Source organism: Sphingomonas hankookensis, assembly GCF_001619955.1.
Lineage (GTDB): Bacteria > Pseudomonadota > Alphaproteobacteria > Sphingomonadales > Sphingomonadaceae > Sphingomonas > Sphingomonas hankookensis_A.
The window spans coordinates 13,121-33,166 of the sequence record NZ_LQQO01000015.1; the positions used below are offsets into that span (position 1 = coordinate 13,121).

17 protein-coding genes are annotated in these 20,046 nt (G+C 68.9%); 6 read left to right on the forward strand and 11 right to left on the reverse strand.

The window, feature by feature from the left end:
* Positions 1–11: 11 nt before the first annotated feature.
* The 3 genes from AVT10_RS09080 to purH form a co-directional block, all read right to left on the reverse strand.
* Positions 12–1,094: a glycoside hydrolase family 43 protein gene (locus AVT10_RS09080; protein WP_084401531.1), complete on the reverse strand. Its 1,083-nt coding sequence runs from the start codon at positions 1,092–1,094 to the stop codon at positions 12–14.
* On the reverse strand, positions 1,072–1,674 hold the full coding sequence (locus tag AVT10_RS09085) for an HAD-IA family hydrolase (RefSeq protein WP_066690020.1): 603 nt from the start codon (positions 1,672–1,674) through the stop codon (positions 1,072–1,074). Before AVT10_RS09085 ends, AVT10_RS09080 begins: the two co-directional genes overlap by 23 nt.
* Positions 1,675–1,849: 175 nt before the next feature.
* Positions 1,850–3,439 carry a bifunctional phosphoribosylaminoimidazolecarboxamide formyltransferase/IMP cyclohydrolase gene (gene purH, locus AVT10_RS09090; RefSeq protein WP_066690022.1) on the reverse strand — a complete coding sequence of 530 codons (1,590 nt, stop codon included), beginning with the start codon at positions 3,437–3,439 and terminating at the stop codon, positions 1,850–1,852.
* Between the two features lie 172 nt (positions 3,440–3,611).
* Here purH and AVT10_RS09095 point away from each other — a divergent pair, with 172 nt between their 5' ends.
* Positions 3,612–4,391 carry an SDR family oxidoreductase gene (locus AVT10_RS09095; RefSeq protein ID WP_066690024.1) on the forward strand — a complete coding sequence of 260 codons (780 nt, stop codon included), beginning with the start codon at positions 3,612–3,614 and terminating at the stop codon, positions 4,389–4,391.
* Positions 4,392–4,500: 109 nt separating this feature from the next.
* Here AVT10_RS09095 and AVT10_RS09100 read toward each other — a convergent pair whose 3' ends face one another.
* The 4 genes from AVT10_RS09100 to AVT10_RS09115 all read right to left on the reverse strand — a co-directional run bounded on the left by AVT10_RS09100 (position 4,501) and on the right by AVT10_RS09115 (position 8,981).
* Positions 4,501–5,073 carry a hypothetical protein gene (locus AVT10_RS09100; RefSeq protein WP_066690026.1) on the reverse strand — a complete coding sequence of 191 codons (573 nt, stop codon included), beginning with the start codon at positions 5,071–5,073 and terminating at the stop codon, positions 4,501–4,503.
* 16 nt (positions 5,074–5,089) lie between these two features.
* Positions 5,090–6,829 (reverse strand): heparinase II/III family protein, encoded by a 1,740-nt coding sequence (locus AVT10_RS09105; RefSeq protein WP_066690028.1) that lies wholly within the window; start codon positions 6,827–6,829, stop codon positions 5,090–5,092.
* A complete protein-coding gene (rpe, locus tag AVT10_RS09110; protein WP_066690029.1) occupies positions 6,826–7,485 on the reverse strand; it encodes a ribulose-phosphate 3-epimerase in 660 nt (219 codons plus the stop codon). Before rpe ends, AVT10_RS09105 begins: the two co-directional genes overlap by 4 nt.
* A 236-nt stretch (positions 7,486–7,721) precedes the next feature.
* Positions 7,722–8,981 carry an RsmB/NOP family class I SAM-dependent RNA methyltransferase gene (locus AVT10_RS09115; RefSeq protein WP_066690030.1) on the reverse strand — a complete coding sequence of 420 codons (1,260 nt, stop codon included), beginning with the start codon at positions 8,979–8,981 and terminating at the stop codon, positions 7,722–7,724.
* Between the two features lie 88 nt (positions 8,982–9,069).
* Between AVT10_RS09115 and AVT10_RS17735 the strand changes: the two genes are divergently transcribed.
* The gene (locus tag AVT10_RS17735) at positions 9,070–9,237 is read left to right on the forward strand and encodes a DUF1674 domain-containing protein (protein ID WP_084401532.1); all 168 of its coding nucleotides are present in this window, start codon (positions 9,070–9,072) and stop codon (positions 9,235–9,237) included.
* 42 nt (positions 9,238–9,279) lie between these two features.
* Here the strand turns inward: AVT10_RS17735 and AVT10_RS09120 are convergent, their stop codons facing one another.
* Positions 9,280–11,556: a TonB-dependent receptor domain-containing protein gene (locus tag AVT10_RS09120; RefSeq protein WP_420038503.1), complete on the reverse strand. Its 2,277-nt coding sequence runs from the start codon at positions 11,554–11,556 to the stop codon at positions 9,280–9,282.
* A 1-nt stretch (position 11,557) separates the two neighbouring features.
* On the opposite strand from AVT10_RS09120, the gene AVT10_RS18730 reads away from it, so the two are divergent.
* The 4 genes from AVT10_RS18730 to AVT10_RS09135 all read left to right on the forward strand — a co-directional run bounded on the left by AVT10_RS18730 (position 11,558) and on the right by AVT10_RS09135 (position 16,961).
* The gene (locus tag AVT10_RS18730; protein WP_232307951.1) at positions 11,558–11,755 is read left to right on the forward strand and encodes a hypothetical protein; all 198 of its coding nucleotides are present in this window, start codon (positions 11,558–11,560) and stop codon (positions 11,753–11,755) included.
* A gap of 200 nt (positions 11,756–11,955) precedes the next feature.
* A complete protein-coding gene (locus tag AVT10_RS09125; RefSeq protein WP_198158539.1) occupies positions 11,956–14,388 on the forward strand; it encodes a TonB-dependent receptor domain-containing protein in 2,433 nt (810 codons plus the stop codon).
* A gap of 113 nt (positions 14,389–14,501) precedes the next feature.
* Positions 14,502–16,328 (forward strand): AsmA family protein, encoded by a 1,827-nt coding sequence (locus tag AVT10_RS09130; RefSeq protein ID WP_066690032.1) that lies wholly within the window; start codon positions 14,502–14,504, stop codon positions 16,326–16,328.
* A 186-nt stretch (positions 16,329–16,514) separates the two neighbouring features.
* Positions 16,515–16,961, forward strand: coding sequence for a DUF1772 domain-containing protein (locus tag AVT10_RS09135; protein WP_066690033.1), 447 nt, complete (start codon positions 16,515–16,517; stop codon positions 16,959–16,961).
* A gap of 283 nt (positions 16,962–17,244) precedes the next feature.
* Here the strand turns inward: AVT10_RS09135 and AVT10_RS09140 are convergent, their stop codons facing one another.
* From AVT10_RS09140 to AVT10_RS09150, 3 genes are read right to left on the reverse strand one after another with little or no spacing between them, the layout of a single operon-like run.
* A complete protein-coding gene (locus AVT10_RS09140) occupies positions 17,245–18,351 on the reverse strand; it encodes a CaiB/BaiF CoA transferase family protein (protein WP_066690038.1) in 1,107 nt (368 codons plus the stop codon).
* Positions 18,348–18,860 carry a GNAT family N-acetyltransferase gene (locus tag AVT10_RS09145; RefSeq protein WP_066690040.1) on the reverse strand — a complete coding sequence of 171 codons (513 nt, stop codon included), beginning with the start codon at positions 18,858–18,860 and terminating at the stop codon, positions 18,348–18,350. The genes AVT10_RS09140 and AVT10_RS09145 overlap by 4 nt, the downstream gene beginning before the upstream one ends.
* Positions 18,860–20,044, reverse strand: coding sequence for an acyl-CoA dehydrogenase (locus AVT10_RS09150; protein ID WP_066690046.1), 1,185 nt, complete (start codon positions 20,042–20,044; stop codon positions 18,860–18,862). Before AVT10_RS09150 ends, AVT10_RS09145 begins: the two co-directional genes overlap by 1 nt.
* Positions 20,045–20,046 lie beyond the last annotated feature (2 nt).

Consider the following 20,046-nt stretch of genomic DNA (forward strand, 5'->3'; position numbering starts at 1 on the left):
GGGGGTACGGTCTATCGCTTCGCCAACACCCTCGGCCCGACACCCTTATCGGTGATCACCACCGGCACGATGCTGCCGTCGCTGCGGAAATGCAGGCGGTCGATGGCGACTTCGCGGTGGTTGCCGTCGGTTTCGGTCAGCGGGCGGCGGTGATAGACGATATACCAGTCGTCGGTGCCGGGGATCTGCAGCAACGAATGATGCCCCGCGCCGCGCGCGACCCGGGCGTCCTGCTGCAGCACGACGCCGCGCGGGGTGAACGGGCCCAGCGCAGTGGGACCGGTGGCATAGGCGACGCGATAGTCCGGCCCGGTCCAGTCGCCCTCCGACCACATCAGATAATAGACGCCGCCCCGCTTGGCCATGAACGGCCCCTCGACATAATCGGGCGAGGGCGTGATCGATTTGAACGTCGTGCCATCGGCGAACGGCACGATCCCGGTCAGCGTATCGGACAGCCGCACGACGTTGCAGTGCTTCCATCCGCCATAATAAAGATAGACCTGCCCGTCATCGTCGCGAAACGCCATCTGGTCGATCGGCTGCGCGCCGTTCACGATCCGGCCGATCAGCGGCTTGCCGATCGCGTCGCGAAACGGCCCCTCCGGCCGGTCCGCCACCGCGACGCCGATGCCGCCCGTCTGCGCATCGTTCTTGATGTCGTTCGCGCCGAAGAACAGATAATAGCGCCCGCGATGCTCGATCGCCGAGGGCGCCCATAGCGAATAGGCGGCCCAGCCGACGCGTTCGACGTCCAGCACGCGGGGATGCCGCGTCCAGTGCGCGAGGTCGGGCGAGGAAAAGGCGTCGAGGAAGGTCTGCCGCAGGAACGGGTGCCAGATATGCGGGGCTTTGCGCTCCTGCACCTGCCATGGCGTGAAGCAGCTCGGCGGCGCGGGCGTGCCCTGGTCCGCCGAATAGGTCGGATAGATCCAGTAGCGGTCGCCGAAGATGCGGATTTCGGGATCGGCATACCAGCCGGGAAAGGCCGGATTGGCGGCCAGCACCGCGCGCGGGAATGCCAGCGACGCGCCGAGTCCGGCGATCAGCGTACGACGATCGATCCGAAGATCAGCGATAATCGGCGATCGCATAGGTCCCTTCCTCCGCCGCCACGCGCGGCCCAACGATCGCGACCGCTGCGCCGGCCGCCTTGCCTGCCGCGACTCCGGCCGGTGCATCCTCGAACACCAGGCAGTCCTCGGTCGCCACGCTCAGCCGCTCGGCGGCGAGGCGGAAGCCCTGCGGATCGGGCTTGCCTTGCGTCACGTCTTCGGCGGTGACGAATACATCCGGAACGGGCAGGCCGATCGCGCGCAGCCGCACCTCGGCCAGGTTGCGCGGCGCGGAGGTGACGATTGCCCATTGGTACGGCGCCAGCCCTTCGATCAGCGCATGGATGCCATCGATCGCGACGATGCCGTCGACATCCGCCAGCTCGGCGGCGTTCAGCCAGGCGGCCTCGGCTTCGATATCCATGTCCGGCGTGGCGAAGCGGCGCACCGTATCCTCGCCGCGCACCCCGTGGCACACCGCGATCAGCGCCTCGGCATCGATGCCGTGCCGGTCGCACCAGCGCCGCCACACGCGCTCGACCGCTTGAGAAGAATCGAGCAGCGTTCCGTCCATGTCGAACAGGAAGGCGGCGTAGTCGGTGTTGCGGAACGACGGCATCGCGGCGTCGTACCGGGTGGCGGCGGGGGAGGCAAATGAACCTCGGCGCCATCTCTCCGAACGTGCCCCCGCGCAGGCGGGGGCCCAGAGCCAAGGCAAAACAGGCGCCTGCGTGCGCCACTCTGGACCCCCGCCTGCGCGGGGGTACGTTATCGGTGCGGAAGCGTGCTGCGCCTCAATGCCGGAAGTGGCGCATCCCGGTGAACACCATCGCCAGCCCCGCCTCGTCCGCCGCAGCGATGACTTCGTCGTCGCGGATCGAGCCGCCCGGCTGGATCACCGCCGTCGCCCCTGCCTCGACCGCGGCCAGCAAGCCGTCGGCGAAGGGGAAGAACGCGTCCGACGCGACCGCCGAACCGATGGTGCGGGCTTCGCTCCAGCCGGCCTTGTCGGCTGCATCCTTCGCCTTCCACGCGGCGATACGCGCCGATTCCAGCCGGTTCATCTGCCCCGCGCCGATGCCCGCCGTGCTGCCGCCCTTGGCATAGACGATCGCGTTCGACTTCACATGCTTGGCGACGGTCCACGCGAAGCGGCAATCGGCCAGTTCTTGGCTAGTCGGCTGGCGTTTGGTCACGACCTTCAGCTCGACCTGATCGAGGTTGCCGGCATCGCGCGACTGGACCAGCAGCCCGCCGGCGATGGTCTTGACCATCAGCCCGCCGCGCGCCGGATCGGGCAGCTCGCCGGTCAGCAGCAGGCGGAGGTTCTTCTTGGCCGCGAACACCGCCTTCGCCTCGTCATCGGCGGAAGGGGCGGCGACGACTTCGGTGAAGATGCCGCTGATCGCGCGGGCGGTTTCGCCGTCGAGCGGACGGTTGACCGCAATGATCCCGCCGAACGCCGACACGCTGTCGCAGGCGAGCGCCGCCTGATACGCCTCGATCAAGGTTTCGCCGGTCGCGACGCCGCACGGATTGGCGTGCTTGACGATGACCACGGTCGGCGGGCCGTCGCGGAATTCGCTGACCAGCTCCAGCGCGGCATCGGCGTCGTTATAATTATTGTAGCTCAGCGCCTTGCCCTGCACCTGTTCGGCCTGCGCGATGCCACGGGCGGCGGGGCCGCGCGGGATGTAGAGCGACGCCGACTGGTGCGGATTCTCGCCATAGCGCAGCTCGGCCCCACGGGTGAAGGCGAGGGGGAGCGTGTCGGGGAATGCCTGCCCCTGATCGGCAACGGCGAACCACTGCGCGATCGCCGAGTCGTACGCGGCGGTCGCGGCATAGGCCTTGGCGGCGAAGCGGCGGCGGGTGGCGAGCGTCGTCGCGCCGCCGGTTTCGGCCAGTTCGGCGATCAGCGCGGCATAGTCGGCCGGATCGGTGACGATCGCCACCGCGTCATGGTTCTTCGCCGCCGAACGCACCATCGACGGGCCACCGATGTCGATATTCTCGATGATCGTGTCGCGGTCGGCGCCCTTGGCGACGGTCGCTTCGAACGGATAGAGGTTCACGACGACGATATCGATCGCGCCGATCGCATGTTCGTTCATCGACGCGACGTGCTGCGGATTGTCGCGCACCGCCAGCAGCCCGCCATGGACCACCGGGTGCAGCGTCTTGACCCGCCCATCCATCATTTCGGGAAAGCCGGTCAGCTCCGAAATGTCACGGACGTTGAGGCCTGCATCGCGCAAGGCGCTGGCCGTGCCGCCGGTGGAAACCAGCTCGACGCCATGGCTGGCAAGGGCGGTGGCGAGGTCGACGATGCCGCTCTTGTCGGAGACCGAGAGGAGCGCGCGCTGTGCGGTGACATGATCCATGGCCGCGCCCTTTCGCGCGAATGCGGCGGCGGGGCAAGGGGGCGCGACTTGCGACTTTCGGCGGGCGGGCGTACCCTGCGCCCCGCCCCAAACGGAGTCGGTACGATGGTCCAGTCCCTGCGCTGAACCGGCGGCAGGTCCGCCGCACGATCACTCGTACCGGGATTCCATCATGCAACGTCTGCAATCGAAACTCTGCGTCGTCACCGGCGCGGCGCGCGGGATCGGCCATGCCATCGCCACGCGCTTCCATGAAGAGGGCGGCATTGTCGTCCTGACCGATATCGACGCCCACGCCGGACAGGCCGCCGCCGATGCGCTCGGCTGTCGCTTCCTGCCGCTCGACGTGCGCGAGGAGGGTGACTGGGCGCGGCTGGCCGCCGAGGTGCCGGTCGCCGATGTCGTGGTCAACAATGCCGGGGTGACCGGGTTCGAAGGCGGCATGGTCGCCCACGATCCCGAACATGCGTCGCTCGACGACTGGCGCGCGGTCCATGCCGTCAATCTCGACGGCACCTTTCTCGGCTGTCGCTATGCGATCGGTGCGATGAAGGTCGCGGGGACGGGATCGATCATCAACATTGCGTCGCGTTCGGGCCTGGTCGGCATTCCCGGCGCGGCGGCCTATGCTTCGTCGAAGGCGGCGATCCGCAACCATAGCAAGAGCGTCGCGCTCTATTGCGCGCAACAGGGCTGGCGCATCCGCTGCAACTCGGTCCATCCCGCGGCGATCCTGACGCCGATCTGGGAACCGATGCTGGGCGACGGGCCGGACCGGGAGGCGCGGATGGCGGCATTGGTCGCCGACACCCCGCTCAAGCGCTTCGGTCTGCCGGAGGAAGTCGCGGCGGTCGCAGCGATGCTCGCGTCGGACGAGGCGGCGTATCTGACCGGGACCGAGGTCAATATCGATGGCGGGCTGCTCGCCGGATCGGCGGCAGCGCCCGGATAGGCGATTCCTCACCGTCGCTCCAGCGAAGGCTGGAGCCTCCTGCGGCGAGGCGCGCGCTTCGTCACGAGGAGACCCCAGCCTGCGCTGGGGTGACGGATATTGTCCCGGACTACCCCTTCTTCACCGACATCGGCGCGGCACAGCCATAGGCGTCGTGATAGGATTGCCCCCAGCAGCGCAGGAAACCGTCGAGGACGTTGAGGTTCATCGGCCAGCGCACCGTCATCGGCTTGCCGTCCGGCCCGCGCGCATTGGCCAGTTCGGGCGGTTTCGGCAGCACGGCCAGCGCGGCACGGGCGCGCTCCAGACCCGCCCGGTCGCCGCGCAGGAAGGCGATGCTGCCATCGACATACAGATTCCAGCCCCAGGCCTGGTCCTTGTCCGCCGGCTTGCGGCTTTGCTCGAACAGCGCGATCGCCTGTTCGGTCTGGCCGAGTTCGGCGCGCATCTGTCCCTCGTGCCAGAACAGGATCCTGGCATCCGGCTTGTCGGACGGGTGCGCGGTGCGCCAGTCGCGGATCAGGTCGGCAGCTTCGACCATGCAGCCCCGCTTCGACAGCGCGCGCCAGCCGCCGTCCATGTCCTGATCGAACGCCTGCTGGTCCAGCGCGAGCATTGCCGCCCGGTCGAACCGGCAATCCGGGGCAGCGGCACCCAGCAATGCGACGACCAGCAACAGCATCGATCAACCCTTTCGCCTACCGCGCGCGGTGGAACCGCCACGAAAAATCATGCCCCCCCGCCGGGGTCGCGCCCGACAGGACCAGCTGGAAGGTCGGCACCGGCTTGCCCGACTCGTCGATCCACAGGCTTTCCTCGACGCCCAGCGTCGCGCCCTTGCAGCGGAACTGCCACACCGGGCCGCCATCGGGGACGCGCAGGAACGCGGCCTGCCCGTCGGGGGTCGGCGCGATCTCGATGCCGGGCGCCAGGTGGAAGCGGGCGACGAACCCCGTCTCGCCCTTGCGCCCGCGCCGGCCGGTCGGGATCAGCATATCCTCGCCCTGCACGTCGCGGCCATCGGCGGAGAGCGTCAGGACGCGGCGATGCTGGAAGCCCAGCCGCTTGGCATAGCCGTCATGCGCGACCTCGATCCGGCTGATCGCGTCGCTTTCCTGCCGTGCCAGGTCGACCACGCCGACGCCCTTGCCCAGCGACCCGTCGGCATGGATCGCGGTCGAATTGGCATCGGCCAGCACCAGCGTCGAATGCGCGGCGGTGGTGCGCAGCGCCCGGCGCAGTTCGGGGGAGAGCGTCAGCAGCGCGGCGCCCGCGCCGCCGCAATTGACCACGATCCGCTGCCCGCCGTCCGACAACTCGAACGCCAGCGTCGACGCGCAGCCCTCGCGCGCGGCGCGTGCGACCGGCGGCGGGGCGGAATCGACCATCAGCACGGTGCGCCCGGCGGCAAGGCGCTGATAGCCCCAGTCGCCTGCATGGCGTAGCGGGCGGGTGCGCACCCCGGTTGCCGCGACGACATCGGCGATGCGTTCGCCGCTGACCGGTCCCGATCCCTGCCAGCAAGCAAGGCCACCCTCGCCATGGCATACGCCCAGCAGCGCGGCGACCATGCGGGTCAGCGCCAGCCCCTGCGCCTCGGGTACGTCCAGCCGCCGCGCGGCATAGATTTCGCGCAACGACGTCAGCGTCATCACCGCATCGAGCTGTTCGGCGGGCGAGCGGCCTACAATACCGCCATCCTCGAACATGCCCGTCGCCAATGCCCGCGCGAGGCCATGTTCGCCGAACGCCCGGCGCGGATCGCCGCCGGGAATGACGAGGCCGGCGGCGACCACCCCCGCCCACGCGGTGATCGCGCGAACGCCGGCGGGTGCCTTGCCCGCCTCGCCATCCAGATGCCGGGCGGCGCGGGCGATGGTGTTGAGCACGCGCGAGCGATAGACCAGGTCGGTCGATGACAGGATCAGCGGGGCATGCGCGATCCAGAACAGCATCCGCCGCCCGGTGACATGCGCGCTCCACGCCGGTTCCGACACGCGCTCGCCATGCGCGGCCAGCCATTGCAGCATCAGCGTCTCGGCGATCGGCACCGCCGTCACGCGCGGCGCGACGCTCGACAGGTCGCGCAGCCACGCAAAGCTGTGGAGATGCTCGGCGAACGCGGCGGAGAATTTGGGACGGTCGAGCCCGAGCCGGTCGATGGCCACCGCCTCGCCCCGGAACATCAGATCGCCGTTCAGCAGCGCCTGCCCCCGCGCGACGTCACCGAAAAACGGGTCGTCGGCGACCGCGATCAGCTTGAGCGGATGCCGCCCCTTCAACCGCAACCCGTGCAGCGGCGTGCGCCATGCGAGGCGCTGCAGCTTCTCGGCGATCCGTTCGGACAGCGACAGTCCGGTGCCGCCGCCCTGTCGCACCAGCCGCTTGCCGACGTCGATCCCGTCGCGCGGTTCGTCGATCGGCTGGGGCGGGATCATGCGCCGCGCAGTGCGGCGATATTCGCGGCATAGGCGGTCGGACCGCCGGTAAAGGTCGCGGTGCCGGCGACCAGGCAGTCGGCCCCGGCGGCGATCGCCTTGGGTGCGGTCACGCGGTCGATCCCACCATCGACCTGCAGGTCGATCGCCCGGCCGGTCGCGTCGATCTTCGCGCGCAGCACCTCGATCTTGCGCAACTGGCTGTCGATGAACTTCTGCCCGCCAAAGCCCGGATTGACGCTCATCACCAGCAGCAGGTCGGTCAGGTCGATCACCTGATCGACCACCTCGACCGGGGTGCCGGGATTGAGGACCACGCCGGCGCGCTTGCCCAGTGCCTTGATCCGCTGGAGCGTGCGGTGGAGGTGCGGCCCCGATTCCGGGTGGACCGACAGGATATCGGCACCCGCCTCGGCAAAGGCGTCGACCAGCGGGTCGACCGGCGACACCATCAGATGCACGTCGAACGGCTTGGGGCTGTGCGGGCGCAGCGCCTTCACCACCGCCGGACCGATGGTCAGGTTGGGCACGAAATGCCCGTCCATCACATCGATATGGATCCAGTCGGCGCCGGCGGCATCGATGGCACGGACTTCCTCGCCCAGCTTGGCAAAGTCGGCGGACAGGATGGAGGGCGCGATACGGACAGCTTGCATGGCGTCCGTCCTAGCATGGTCTGCCGACTCGGCAAGCAAAGGGTAAAGGAGGAAGCAAGATTTGGTTCACGCGAAGGCGCGAAGGCGCGGAGGTAGTGCGTCCGTGGCCCCTGCACGCCGCGCAAGCGGCCCTTTGCTTCCCGGTTGCCGTGCCGAGCGACAGGCCCGCTGCGCGGGAAGGGGACGGCAAGCGCAACCCCTCCGCGCCTCCGCGCCTCCGCGTGAACGGATCTTCTTCAACTCCGCCGCAACCGGACGATGAAGAACCCGTCCAGCCCGCCGTGATCCGCCAGCATCCCCGGCAGCGTCCGCACATAGCCTCGGCGGTTCGCCTCCACCCCTTGCGGAAGTTCGTCGGCGGTCGCCGGCTCGACCGCGAAATCCGACCGGCCGCTCAGGAACCGGTCGAGCTGTGCCTCGCCCTCGGCCGGCTCCAGCGAACAGGTGGCATAGACCAGCCGCCCGCCCGGCTTCACCCAGTCGGCGGCGCGCGCCAGCAGCCGCGCCTGCAACGCCGCCGTCTCGGCGATCACGCTCGGCCGGACGCGGTGGAGCACGTCGGGGTGGCGGCGGAAGATGCCGGTCGCGCTGCACGGCGCGTCGAGCAGGATCGCGTCGACCGGCTCGGCCGGCTTCCACACCAACGCATCGCCGGTCACGACCTTCGCCGACAGCCCGGTGCGCTCCAGATTTTCGGTGAGGCGCATCAACCGGCTCTCCGAATTGTCGAGTGCGGTCACGTCCCATCCGGCGGCGGCCAGCTGCAGCGTCTTGCCGCCGGGTGCCGCGCACAGGTCGAGCGCACGGCCCGGCCCGTTCCCCAGCAGCCGCGCGGGGATCGACGCCGCCAGATCCTGCACCCACCAGTCGCCCTCGGCATAGCCCGGCAGGTCGGCGATCGCGCCATGCTCGGCGAGGCGGCGATGCCGCGGGGCGAGCGCCAACCCTTCGGGGCCGTCCTGACCTTTAAGCGACAGGTCGACCGGCGGCTGCTGCGCGATCGCCTGTGCGGCGGCGATCACCATGTCCTCGCCCCATGCCGCGACCCACCGGGCATCGGTATCGGCGGGCAGGGTGGCGGCGTCGGGCAGTCGCGCATTGCCGCGCATCAGCGTGCCGAACACGCCATGCACCAGCTTGCGCGGCCCGCCATCGACCAGCGGAAGCGCGGTGGCGATCGCGGCATGCGGCGGCGTGTTCAGCACCAGCGCCTGCGCCAGCGCGAGGCGCAGCACGAACCGCGCCTTGGCATCGTCGGGGAGCGGCCGCTGCGTCGCGCTGTCGATCAGCGCGTCGAGATCGGGCAGCCGGCGCAGCACCGCGGCGGCGATGGCATGGGCAAGGCCACGATCCTCGCGCCGGTCGAGCTCGGCGGTCGAACTCGCGAGCGCCGCCTCCAGCGGCAGCCCGCGCCGGATGACGGCATCGAGCAATTTGAGCGCAGCCCGGCGCGCGGGAACGCCGGGGGGTTCGGGGGCAAGACGGGGGCGGGCCATGTTCGGGTTCCGATGCGGCAAAGGGGGTACTTGAATCCTGTCGCCGGTCCGCCAAGTGCAGTCCCGAGCGAACCGGAAAGGAACCCCTATGGGCAAGCGGCCCCCGCATGTGAAGCCACCCGCGCATCTCTCCAAGTCGCCGACGGTGCCGACCCCGGAACCGCTGCCGCCCCAATCGGACGGCGACGATCCGCTGGGCCTCAGCCCGACCCGCTACGGCGACTGGACGCACAAGGGCATCGCCGTCGATTTCTGATCCTGCGCCGGGCCACGCCGAGGCGCGGCCCGGACGTCGGCATCAGAACATCGCGCGCAGCGTCACCGATGTCGTGCGGCCGTTGATCGACCGTGCGCGCACGATGCCGTTGGCCGGGATCACCGCATCCTCGGCCTCGGTAAAGCCCTGCACGTCGAACAGGTTGTTGGCGTTGAGCGACACCAGCAGCCGGTCGGTCGCGCGGAACTGGAGGAAGCCGTTGGCGACGGTATAGCCCGGCAGCTTCAGCTGGTTGCTGTCCTGCGCATAGCTGCTGGTCGTGCCGATGACGTTCGCACCGACCGTGATCCGGCCCAGCTCCACCTGCGGCGTCGCCTGAAAGATCAGCCGGGCCTGGCGGCGCGGGGTATTGCCGACGACGCCGGGGTTGAGCGCGTCGCTGACGATCGTCGCATCGGTCCACGTCGCCCCGCCGGTAATGCCGAACGGTCCGACGCTGTAGCCGCCGTCCAGTTCGACGCCATAGGCGCGGTACGCGCGGTCGATGAACACCTGGCGCGTCGCTTCGTAATTCTGTTCCTCGGTGCGTGCCCAGAAGCCGGTGACGTTCACGACCAGCCCGTTGTGGCGATATTTCGCGCCGGCTTCGGCCTGGCGGACGAAATCGACCGCCGCGGCCTTGCTGCGCAGCGACCCGTCAACCGTGCTGACCGCCGGACCGAACAGCAGCCGGTCGGCATTGGCGCGCCCGCCGCGGCTGTAGCGGGCGAACACTGCGAACGGCTCGGCGATGCGGAAGTTGATGCCCGCCGAATAGGACAGGTAGTTCCAGCCATAATCGACCGGTGCCGGGCTGCCGAGCGGCATGACCGCCACGCGCCGCTCGGCGGCCGAGATCACGCCGTCGCCGTTCATGTCGCGCGTCACGACACCGGTGCGGCCCCCGCCCAGGTCCGACCCGAAGATCGCCCCCGACGCATCGCCGAAGTCATAGCGGACGCTGGCGCCCAGCGCGACGCGGCCGATCTTGTAGTTCAGCGACCCGAACGGCGCGTTGACGTCGTAATCGACGCGGTAGCTGCGGCGGCAGCAATCACCGAAATAGCTGGCGCCATAGCCGTAGAAGCCGTTCTGGGTGACCGGCGTACCGGCAGCCGACACGATATCGACCAGCGCGGCGCGCCCGCCGCCCCGCACGTCGAGCAGCGTGGAGGTCCACAGCCAGTCGCTGTCGATCGTCTGGCGCGACTTGTAGAAGCCGGCCGTCGTGGTCAGGTCGCCCTCACCCACGCGGAAGACCCGGCTGGCGCGCAGGTCGTTGGTGATGTTGTCTAGGCTGTTCAGCTTGACGTCAAACACGACAATCTGCGCCAGCAGGCCGTTGCCGTTCAGCGCGGCCGGGTTGGCGATCGCCTGTCCCGCCGACGGGCCGCTGGCATAGCGCAGCGTCGCGCCCGCACCGCCCAGCGCGGTCGCGATCTCGCCCGCCGCCGCGACATTGGACGGGAACAGCGACGAGAAACCGCCGCTGATATCGGCGTAGCGGAAGCGGTTGGTCACGGTCCAGCCGGCGAGGTCGATCTGCCCTTCCACGCCGAACGCCTTGACCACCGGATGCTGCCCGTCGCGCAGGTCGCGCTGGACCGGGTTGTTGCGGCCGTCGAGCGTCACGTTGGTCGTGAAGTTGCGCGTCAGCAGCGCATCGTCGGTGATCGAGAAATTGGGCAGGCTGCGATATTTGGGATCGGCATCGGTGCCGGTGACGCGAACCGGATTGGGCAGATAGCCGACGGCGCGGTCGTCCAGATATTTGGCGTACAGCCGGACATAGCCACCGGTGAAGCTCTTGGTCAGGTTCGCCTTGAACTGGCCGCCGCGATTGCCGTCATAGCCGATCCGGCGCGGCCCCTCGCCCTGGCGATAGAAGCCGCCGACATGAAAGCGCGTCGTGCTGTCGATCTTGCCGCCAACATCGGCATCGACGCGATATTCCTCGTAATCGAGGCCGGCGCCCAGCTGGATCGCGCCGCCTTCGCGCTCCCCGGTCTTGGAGATCAGGTTGAGCACGCCGCCGGGCGAGTTGGACGAGAAGGTGGAGGCCGACCCGCCGCGAATCGCCTCGACCGACGACAGGTTCAGGTCGGACCGCAGGAAGATGTCGGCATTGCCGAAGGTGATGTCGCCGAATTCCAGCACCGGCAGGCCGTCTTCCTGCAACTGCAGGAACTTGGCGCCGCCCGATGCGATCGGCAGGCCGCGGATCGAGATATTGGCGTTGCCGTCGCCGCCCGAGCTTTCGGCGCGGATGCCCGGCACGTTGCGGAAAATCTCGGCGGTCGAGCGCGGCGCAGCCTTCAATATGTCGTTTTCGCGCAGCGAGCTGGTCGAAATCGCGCTGTCCAGCCGATCGCGACCCCGCGCGACGGCGGTGACGACGATGTCGGCCGGCGGCTTCTGCCGTGTGGCCGATTCATCGGCCGCCTTGTCGGGCGTGGCGACCGTCTGGGCATGGGCCGGCGTACAGGCGATGAGTGGAATCAGGCCGGCAAAAATTTGATGTGAACGCGATGTCGCAATCCCCCTTCGGAATGATCGCGTCCCTATGGAATACGATTTAACAGAGCGTTGACAACGATTGCAGTCGCGCAGCAGCGAGGTTTTTGCAACGTATAACAAAGTCTTACCGGCGACTTAGCTATTTGGGAAACTCTTCGCCCTACCATTGTCCCTTCGGGAATTCCGGGGGGATGCATGAATATGAATTGGCGAATCATCTGTGGCCTGTCGTCCATCGCGTTGGCACTTCCGGCGCAGGCGCAGCAGGTGGCGCCCGAGCAGGACACGGTCACGACCGGCGTCGCCAAGGGGCGCGACCGGCTGGACAGCGCCACATCGACCAGCGTGCTGCGCGAGGGGGAAATCGCGAAGCTGGCGCCGCGGTCGGTCGGCGAACTGCTGCGCGCCATTCCCGGCATCCTGGCCGAGGCACCCAATGGCGAAAGCATCGCCAACATCACCATCCGCGGCCTGCCGCTGTCGTCGTCGGGCGCGAAGTTCGTGCAGCTGCAGGAAGACGGCCTGCCGGTCATGGAATTCGGCGACATCGTCGGTGCCAGCGCCGACAGCTTCGTGCGCGTCGACCTGAACCTCGCGCAGGTCGAGGCGATCCGCGGCGGCTCCGCCTCCACCTTCACCAGCAATGCGCCGGGCGGCATCATCAACTTCATCTCGAAGACCGGGGAGCGTGAGGGCGGCGCGATCGCGCTGACCGCCGGGCTCGACTTCGACCAGTATCGCGGCGATTTCGACTATGGCGCGCGGCTGGGCGACCATCTTCGCTTCCATGTCGGCGGCTTCTATCGCCAGGGGGAAGGGCCGCGCCGCATCGGCTTCACCGGTCAGCGCGGTGGGCAGATCAAGGCGAATGTCACCCGCGACTTCGCAGGCGGCTATATCCGGCTGTACGGCAAATATCTCGACGACCGCTCGCCCTTCTACGATTCGGTGCCGTTGCGGGTGACCGGCAGCGATGCCGATCCATCGTTCGCGGCGGTCGCATCGTTCGATCCGACGCACGACACGCTGTCGACCCGTGCGCTCCAGTCGGTCACGCTGCTGGACGAAGCGAACCGGCCGATCGTCGAGGATATCCGCGACGGCCAGCGGGTCCGGGAAACGTCGTTCGGCCTCGAATCGCAGGTGACGGTGGCGGAATGGACCGTGACCGAACGCTTCCGGGTCGCCGGGCGCTCGGGCGGGCTGATCGGCCCGTTCAGCAGCCTCATGCTGTCGCCGTCGGCGGCGCTGACGCGGCTGGGCGCGACCGGCGGTTCGTTCCGCTATGCCAGCGGCGCGAACGTCGGGCAGGCCATCACCGATCCGACCGCGCTGAACGGCAACGGGCTGATCGCGATCTACAACATCCGCGACCGGCGTCAGCAGGATGTCGGCAACATCACCAACGACATCCGCGCCAGCCGCGTCTGGCAGGTCGGCGACGGCAGCCTGACCACCACCGCCGGATTCTATGCCGCGCGCCAGGCGATCGACACGTCGATCCTGTACGGCGTGGCGGTGACCGAGGTGACGGGCGGCGGCGATGCCGCGCTGCTCGACGTGTTCGATGCCGCCGGCACGGCGCGCACCGCGGGCGGCATCTATGCCTATAACCCGTTGTCGGGCACGCAGCGCCGCACGCTGCGGCTGGCCTATCGGGTGAACGCCCCCTTCGCATCGGCCAATTACAAGATCGGCCGGGTCTCGATCGGCGGCAGCCTGCGCTACGACTGGGGCCATGCCAGCGGGCAGGTGTTCGGCGTCGAGCTGGGCGGCGGACGCATCGGGCAGGTCGCGCGCGACATCGATGGCGACGGCGTGATCTCCGCACCCGAACAGCGCGTCGGCATCACGCCGACCGCGCCCGGCCTGGTCGATTACGGCTATCGCTACCTGTCCTATTCGAGCGGCGTCGTCTTCCGCGTGGCCGAGCCGCTGGCGGTGTTCGGCCGCTACAGCCGGGGGGCGCGGGCCAATGCCGACCGGATCACCTTCGGCAGCGTGATCGACAATGCGACCGGCAGGCTGGCCATCCCGTCGGCCGCGTTCGACCCGGTCAAGCAGGCCGAACTGGGCGTCAAATACCGCCATGCCGGGCTGACGCTGAACCTGACCGGCTTTCATGTCGATGCACAGGATTCGAACATCAACACCTCGACCGGGGCGGTCATCGCCCGCGATTACCGTGCGAAGGGGCTGGAGTTCGAAGGCGGCGTGCGGCGCGGCATGTTCAGCCTGACGGCGGGTGCGACCTACACCGATGCGCTGATCGTTAGGGACCGGGTCAACCCGGCGCTGAACGGCAATACGCCGCGGCATCAGGCCAATCTGATCTTCCAGGCGACGCCGCAGGTCAGCACCGATCGGTTCGCGGTCGGCGCGGTGTTCATCGGCACGACCGATACCTATGCACAGGACGTCAACCTGCTGAAGATCCCCGGCTATGTCACGACCAACGCCTTCGCGCAGGTCCGGCTGGTCGACCGGCTGCTGCTGTCGCTGAACGCCACCAACCTGTTCGACACGGTGGCGCTGACCGGCATCGACGAGGATCGCATTCCCGCCAGCGGGATCGTGCGCGGGCGGTTGCTGAACGGGCGGGCGATCTCCACCACGCTGCGACTGGACTTCTGACGGCTGCAGCCCGGCCGTCGCCGCTGCGCGACGGCCGGGCATCCAACCTACATGCCTGTCAGTAATTCCATTGCGGAGATGGAACGAACTGCCTGCTTCCGGTTTGTCGCTTGATGGCTCGGCTCTCGCGTACTTGGCGGTTCATCCTCGGTGGTCTGGTCGGGCTGCTGCTGCTCATCCTCCTGATCCTCGCCGCCTTTCCCTGGGGGGTGCTGCGCGACCGGGTGTCGGTGAAGCTCGCCGAACGCTTCGGCTCCGACGTGTCGATCGGCACGATCGAACGGGTCGAGCCGCTGTCCTTCTCGCCCACCCTGATCGTGCGCGACCTGCGCATCGCGCAGCCCAGCTGGGCGGGGCCGGGCGATCTCGTCCGGTTGCGGCGCATCGATTTCCGCTTTCGCGTGCTGCCCTTGCTCCGCGGCAAGTTCGACCTGACCGCACTCGCCATCGACGGCGGCCGGGTGGCGATGGTGCGGTCGCACGACGGTCGCAAGAACTGGGCCCCCGACAAGCGCGGCGGCAACGGCTCGGCCTCCGCGATCACCAGCCTGACCGTGCGCGACCTCGTCATCGACTATCGCGACGCGGTGCAGAATCGTCGCTTCGCCGTGACCGTGGCGTCGGACGGACAGGGGTTCCGCGCCAGCGGCGACGGCGCGATCGACAATCGCCCGGTGACCGTGTCGCTCGCCGGTCCGACCATCGCCGGCGACGGTGCGTGGCCGTTCACCGCGCGCGTCGCCGGGCCGACGATCACCGTCGATGCGAAGGGGACGATGGCCTCGCCGCTCGACACGCGGCAGATGACCGTCGACCTGACCGCGCGCGCCAACGACCTGAAGACGCTCGACGCCCTGATCGAGGCCGGGCTGTTCGGCACCCAGCCGGTCAAGCTGACCGCCCGCGTGCGGCACGACGATCCGACCTGGGTGATCGAAAGATTGTCGGGCACCATCGGCCGGTCGCGGCTGGCATCGGCCAACGCGACCGTGACCAAGGCGGACGAGCGCACCGGCATCGACGGGCGGCTGCACTTCGCCACCCTGTCGTTCGACGACCTCGCCACCGACGAAGGTCGCGCCGAAGCCGCCGCGATCGAGCGCCGCATCGGCCCGCGCGTCGTGCCCGGCACCCGCATCAACCTCGCCAAGATGGGCGAGCTCGACGGAAGGCTCGCCATTCGCGTCGACCGGCTGCTCGACATGGCGGGCTTGCGCAGCCTCGATACCGTGCTGGCGATCGACCATAGCCGCCTGACCGTCGCGCCGCTGAGCGTGCGGTTGGCACAGGGGAAGATCACCGGGCAGGTGGTGGTCGATCAGCGTGGCCGCACGACGCCCAAGACGACGTTCGACCTGCGGCTGAGCGATTCGCGCATCTCCACCTTCGCCGGCGGCGCGCCGGTCGATGCCCCGCTGCGCGCGCGGGTGCGGCTGGTCGGCAGCGGCGATACCATCCGCCAGGCGGTCGGCCGCTCGAACGGCACCATCGGCTTTGCCGCGGCGGGCGGCGTGCTGCCGGCCAAGATGGCGTCGATGCTCGGCGCCGATGTGGCGCGCGGCGTGCTGACCGACGACGATGCGCAGGCGCGGCTGCGCTGCCTGGGGCTGCGGCTGGACGTCGCCAACGGCATCGGGCGGATCGACCCGCTGCTGATCGACACCTCGCGCGCGCAGACGCGGGGGCAGGGGGTGGTGCGCCTGTCCGACGAAACCCTGTCGATCGCGCTGACCGGCACACCGAAGCAGCGCACGCTGCTGCACCTCGACCGTCCGGTGCGCGTCACCGGCCGCCTCCAGACGCCGGAGGTGCAGATTCCTCCCGGCGTGAAGAGCGCGGGCGGGATCCTGCGCATGCTGGGCCGCGCGATCAAGGGCGACGACACGCCGCGCGCGGGCAATGCCGATTGCGGCGCGCTGGTCCGCCGCGTGCTGGGCTAGGCTTGCGACCGGGCCGCACGGCGGTTATCTTGGGCGGGCCGAAAAGAGAGCAGCAGGTTGGTAGTTCCTGCGCCAGCGCCGTGGTGCGCCGGTTCCCCCGTCCGCGGCGTCAACCCGAACCCGTTCGGGATGGCGCACCGGGCCGTTTCCGTCAGGCGTCATCCCGCATTGTGAAAGGATGCCGTCATGCTCTTCCTGCTGGTCGCCCTGCTCGCCGCGACGCTGTTTACCGGGGCGGCGCTCTACATCACATTGGTCGAACATCCGGCGCGCCTGTCGCTGGCCGAGGAGCCGATGCTCACCCAGTGGCAGCAAAGCTATCGCCGCGCGCTGCCGATCCAGTCCTCGCTGGCGCTGGTCGCAGGAATCGGCGGTCTTGTCGCCGGCTGGGTCCTGCGCGACGGCTGGGCGATCGCCGGCGGGGTCGCCATGCTGGCCAACTGGCCGTTCACCGTGTCGGCGCTGCTGCCGATCAACCGCCGCCTGTCGCCCGCCATCGCCGGCCGGGGTGACGCGCACAGCCATTTGCTGCTGCTGCGCTGGGGCCGGCTGCACGACGTTCGCAGCCTGCTGGGGGTGGCGGGGACGGTGCTGCTGCTTTGCGCTTTCCTACAGGGGATCGCGACGCCATGATCGGCGACGCGCGACCCGCGCCCGCTCTTTCTGATGGCCGCAAACCCCAACGTCACCCCGGACTTGATCCGGGGTCCCGCTTCTTCTTTTCACGGCAATATGACCGCGCGACAAACTGCGCACGAGTGTGAACTTAGTGAACTTTGGACCCCGCGGCCGCTCCGGCGTGCTCCGTTCGGCGACCACCGGTTCGCTCCGACCTGATCCGGGAGCCGCTACTTCTTCAGGCAACGTGACCGCGCGACAAACTGCGCACTAGTGTGAACTTAGTGAACTTTGGACCTCACGGCCGCTCCGGCGCCCCCCGCTCGGCGACCATCCGCTCGCCGTCGATCACGATCGGACTCGCCAGCCCCGGCAGCCCGTCGGGCCGGATCGCCATGCCGCGGGCGATCACCTGCGGGTCGACGAACACCTCGTCCAGCGCGTTGATCGGCCCGGCGGGGATGCCGGCCGTCTCCAGCGCCTGCGCAAGCTCGGCCTTGCGCCACTGCGCGATCGCCGCCTGCAGTGCCGGGATCAGGTCGCGGCGATGCGTCACCCGTGCCGGATTGGTCGCAAAGCGCGCCTCGCTATGCAGCGTCAGCCCGAGCACGCCGCACAGCCGCGCGAACTGCCCGTCATTGCCGACCGCGACGATCAGCGCGCCGTCCGCCGTCTCGAACGCCTGATAGGGGACCAGATTGGCGTGGCCATTGCCCATCCGCGTCGGCACGCTGCCCCCGGCCATATAGTTCAGCGCCTGGTTCGCCAGCACCGCCACCTGCGTATCCATCAACGCCATGTCGATCCATGCCCCCTCGCCGGTCAGCGTGCGGCGGCGCAGCGCGGCAAGGATCGCGACCGCCGCATACAGCCCGGTGAACAGGTCGGCATAGGCGACGCCGGCCTTTTGCGGCGCCCCGTCCGGCTCCCCGGTCAGTGACATCGCCCCGCCCATCGCCTGGATCAGGAAGTCGTAGCCAGCACGATGGGCATAGGGCCCGTCCTGCCCGAACCCGGTGATCGAGCAGGTGACGAGGCCCGACCGCACCGCCGACAGCGCGGCATGGTCGAGACCGTATTTGGCGAGGCCGCCGACCTTGTAATTCTCGATCACGACATCGGCGGTGGCGACCAGCGCACGGACCTCGGCCTGTCCCTCGGGCGTGGTGATGTCGATCGCGACCGAGCGCTTGCCGCGATTGGTCGCATGGAAATAGGCGGCATCGCGCGGGCTTCCGTCGGGCGCGGTGACGAAGGGCGGCCCCCAGTGGCGCGTGTCGTCGCCGCTGCCCGGCCGCTCGACCTTCACCACCTCCGCTCCCAGGTCGGCGAGCAGCTGCCCGCACCATGGCCCAGCAAGGATACGTGCCAGTTCGACCACGCGAATGCCGGCCAGCGGCTTCACCGGCGGCGCAGTTCGTAGACGACGTGCGGCACCACCCGTCCGCCGCGCGGCACGTCGATCGTGCCCGGCCGCAACGTCGCGCCCAGTGCCTCGACCGCGCTCCGCGACCGGCGATTGTCCTGCCCGACATGGAAGGTGACCGCCGACACCGACGGAGCGATATGGTCGATCATCAGCCGCTTGGTCTCGCGGTTATGGCCCCGCCGCCACCGGTCGCGCGCAAGGAAGGTCCAGCCGATCTCGATCTCGTCCGCCTGCGGGTCATACGGGCCATAGCGGCTCGACCCGATGACGCTGCCGTCGCGCGCATCGCGGATGGTCAGCATCCCGGCCCCGGCCAGCCCCTCGTCGAAAAAGGTGCGGAACACCGCCGGCTGCCACCGGTCGTGCGCCGGATGCTGGTCCCAGATCGCCGGGTCCGCCGCGACGCCGTACAGCGCGTCATAGTCTTCGGCAGTCGTCGGTCGCACCGTCACCAGCGCGCCGATCAGGACCGGCTGCCGATTCATCAGAACGCGGCGATCCCGGTGATCGCGCGGCCGAGGATCAGGCCATGCACGTCATGCGTCCCCTCATAGGTGTTGACCGTCTCCAGGTTGATCGCATGGCGCATCACATGGAACTCGGCCGCGATGCCGTTGCCGCCATGCATGTCGCGCGCGGTGCGGGCGATGGCCAGCGCCTTGCCGCAATTGTTGCGCTTGATGATGCTGATCGCCTCGGGTGCCAACTGCCCCTCGTCGAACATCCGCCCGGCCCTGAGCGCCGCCTGCAACCCCAGCGCGATCTCGGTCTGCATGTCGGCGAGCTTCAGCTGGACCAGCTGCTTCGACGCCAGCGGCACGCCGAACTGCTGCCGGTCGAGCGTGTACTGGCGGGCGGCGTGCATGCAGAACTCGGCCGCGCCCATCGTACCCCACGCAATGCCGTAGCGCGCGCGGTTGAGACAGCCGAACGGACCTTTCAGCCCTTCGACATTGGGCAGCAGCGCGTCCTCGCCGACCTCCACGCCCTCCATCACGATCTCGCCGGTGATCGAGGCGCGCAAGCTCAGCTTGCCCTCGATCTTGGGCGCCGACAGCCCGGCCATGCCCTTTTCCAGCACGAAGCCGCGGATCTTGCCGCCATGCGCGTCGGACTTGGCCCACACGACGAAGACGTCGGCGATCGGCGCGTTGGTGATCCACATCTTCGCGCCCGACAGGCGATAGCCGCCGTCGATCTTTTCCGCCCGCGTCCGCATGCCGGCGGGGTCCGACCCGGCATCGGGTTCGGTCAGCCCGAAACAGCCGACCCATTCGCCGCTCGCCAGCTTCGGCAGATATTTCGCCTTCTGCTCCTCCGACCCATAGGCATTGATCGGATGCATCACGAGGCTCGACTGCACGCTCATCGCGCTGCGATAGCCCGAATCGATCGCCTCGACCTCGCGCGCGACCAGGCCGTACGCGACATAGCCCATGCCCGCGCCGCCATATTGCGGGTCGATGGTGACGCCCAGCAGGCCGAGCTCGCCCATCTCGGTCATGATCCCGCGCGCGAAATCCTCGTCGAGGAACGCGCGGGTGACGCGGGGCAGCAGCTTGCTCCGGGCATAGCCATGCGCCACCTCGCGGACCATGCGCTCCTCGTCGGTCAGCTGCGCGTCGAGGGCGAAGGGGTCTTGCCAGTCGAACCGGCCCATATCGGCCATGG

Bases quoted from the DNA above. Each gene is read 5' to 3' on its own strand.
- AVT10_RS09080 (WP_084401531.1), bottom strand. From the start codon at position 1,094: ATGCGATCGCCGATTATCGCTGATCTTCGGATCGATCGTCGTACGCTG.
- AVT10_RS09085 (WP_066690020.1), bottom strand. From the start codon at position 1,674: ATGCCGTCGTTCCGCAACACCGACTACGCCGCCTTCCTGTTCGACATG.
- AVT10_RS09130 (WP_066690032.1), top strand. From the start codon at position 14,502: ATGGCTCGGCTCTCGCGTACTTGGCGGTTCATCCTCGGTGGTCTGGTC.
- AVT10_RS17735 (WP_084401532.1), top strand. From the start codon at position 9,070: ATGGGCAAGCGGCCCCCGCATGTGAAGCCACCCGCGCATCTCTCCAAG.
- rpe (WP_066690029.1), bottom strand. From the start codon at position 7,485: ATGCAAGCTGTCCGTATCGCGCCCTCCATCCTGTCCGCCGACTTTGCC.
- AVT10_RS09105 (WP_066690028.1), bottom strand. From the start codon at position 6,829: ATGATCCCGCCCCAGCCGATCGACGAACCGCGCGACGGGATCGACGTC.
- AVT10_RS09135 (WP_066690033.1), top strand. From the start codon at position 16,515: ATGCTCTTCCTGCTGGTCGCCCTGCTCGCCGCGACGCTGTTTACCGGG.
- AVT10_RS09100 (WP_066690026.1), bottom strand. From the start codon at position 5,073: ATGCTGTTGCTGGTCGTCGCATTGCTGGGTGCCGCTGCCCCGGATTGC.
- AVT10_RS09150 (WP_066690046.1), bottom strand. From the start codon at position 20,044: ATGGCCGATATGGGCCGGTTCGACTGGCAAGACCCCTTCGCCCTCGAC.
- AVT10_RS09125 (WP_198158539.1), top strand. From the start codon at position 11,956: ATGAATTGGCGAATCATCTGTGGCCTGTCGTCCATCGCGTTGGCACTT.
- AVT10_RS09145 (WP_066690040.1), bottom strand. From the start codon at position 18,860: ATGAATCGGCAGCCGGTCCTGATCGGCGCGCTGGTGACGGTGCGACCG.
- AVT10_RS18730 (WP_232307951.1), top strand. From the start codon at position 11,558: ATGTCGTTTTCGCGCAGCGAGCTGGTCGAAATCGCGCTGTCCAGCCGA.
- purH (WP_066690022.1), bottom strand. From the start codon at position 3,439: ATGGATCATGTCACCGCACAGCGCGCGCTCCTCTCGGTCTCCGACAAG.
- AVT10_RS09095 (WP_066690024.1), top strand. From the start codon at position 3,612: ATGCAACGTCTGCAATCGAAACTCTGCGTCGTCACCGGCGCGGCGCGC.
- AVT10_RS09115 (WP_066690030.1), bottom strand. From the start codon at position 8,981: ATGGCCCGCCCCCGTCTTGCCCCCGAACCCCCCGGCGTTCCCGCGCGC.